Below are 1214 nucleotides of genomic sequence, written 5' to 3'. Positions count from 1 at the left end.
TTAAAGGATGTGTCAAACGATCATCGTGATTTTGATAATGCTCTAATCTTGCCGCTTTCTGGCAAATATAGCCCTTAGTCATAGGGTGTTGAGGATCACCTTTGATCTTAATTAATTTGCCGTCCTGGGTGGTAACATCCAAGCCACAGTTTCGTGAACATAATATACAAGCGGTTTTATGCAGCTCTGTATTCTCACTATCAACGTTTGTCATGATCGCTCTCTTGCTTTTTAAAAGCTGTAATTATTGAGATATAGACTAGCTTAATCTTTGTAATACACCATCTGGCTACTTGTCGCCACCAAGGTACCATCAGGGCTCCATAGCTCAGCCCTTTGCTCAAAATAACCATTAGTAAATTTGGTAGCGCTAGCGCGACCAAGCAGATGAGTCGCCTCCAAGCCCAACAATTCATCTTCAGTTATATGGAAATTAATCGTTAAACTAACCGTTCCCATTGGGACGATCTTATGTCTTCGAACAAAAATTCGTGGAAAGAACGAGTCAGAGATTGCTGTTACTGAGGCATAGTCCAGCTTTCTTGCTGGCTTGTCAGAAATCCACAAGAGGCTCTCGGAGGGGTTTGCTTGTTTACCCTTAACTAGCGGCTGAAAAGGAGCACCATAAACAAAGCGCATATCGTATTGGTCTACCCAGCTCGGCATGCCCGGAAATTTTGGTAGTGAATCCACCTCTTCAAAATCTGGTGCATAAGGCATCCTTACTTCATCATTAGACCAAGTCTCATTTCGCTTAGCAAAAACACAACTAGCAGAACACTGCATTACATCGCCTTGCAAAAAATCTACACGCCAATGCTGGTTGGAACGGTTAGTTCTTAATAGAGCAGGTTTGACCACCAACTCATCATCTTCAATCGGCCCCATATAATTAATAGTAATCGATACCGGCATGCCTTCTCTTTCTGGGTGACCTAACACTGCTTGAAGGATCGTAGCCGCCGTCACACCACCGAAAGGGCCTACCATATTTTGATAGTCTGCACTGACTTGCCCAACCAGGCAATTGGGGTCCCCTTTCAGGTTAACTGCACCATCAAATGCATGCTCTTGCTGTTCTAGTGTCTTTGCCACATTAGATGCACTCATACCGAAACCTCCAAAAAATCGCACAAATTAGTTTATATGCTAAGTAAATTAATCTAACCTTTTACCACTGGCAATTCAGTATATTTGAACTTAGGATAACTTCA

2 protein-coding genes are annotated in these 1214 nt (G+C 42.6%); both read right to left on the bottom strand.

Going from position 1 to position 1214, the window contains the following annotated elements; all coding sequences use genetic code 11:
* The coding region (locus A3735_RS05910) for a hypothetical protein (RefSeq protein WP_156499445.1) at nucleotides 1-214 on the bottom strand (214 nt) is incomplete at its 3' end.
* Nucleotides 215-264: 50 nt separating this feature from the next.
* The gene (locus tag A3735_RS05905; RefSeq protein WP_068555023.1) at nucleotides 265-1110 is read right to left on the bottom strand and encodes an acyl-CoA thioesterase II; all 846 of its coding nucleotides are present in this window, start codon (nucleotides 1108-1110) and stop codon (nucleotides 265-267) included.
* Nucleotides 1111-1214: the final 104 nt, after the last annotated feature.

This window comes from Oleiphilus sp. HI0061, from assembly GCF_001635675.1.
Note: the sequence above shows the minus strand (reverse complement) of the source record. Positions and strands in the feature narration are given on the sequence as shown.

What these genes read in the sequence shown, in the direction of transcription:
- A3735_RS05905 (WP_068555023.1), bottom strand. Translation starts at nt 1,110, where the DNA reads ATGAGTGCATCTAATGTGGCAAAGACACTAGAACAGCAAGAGCATGCA.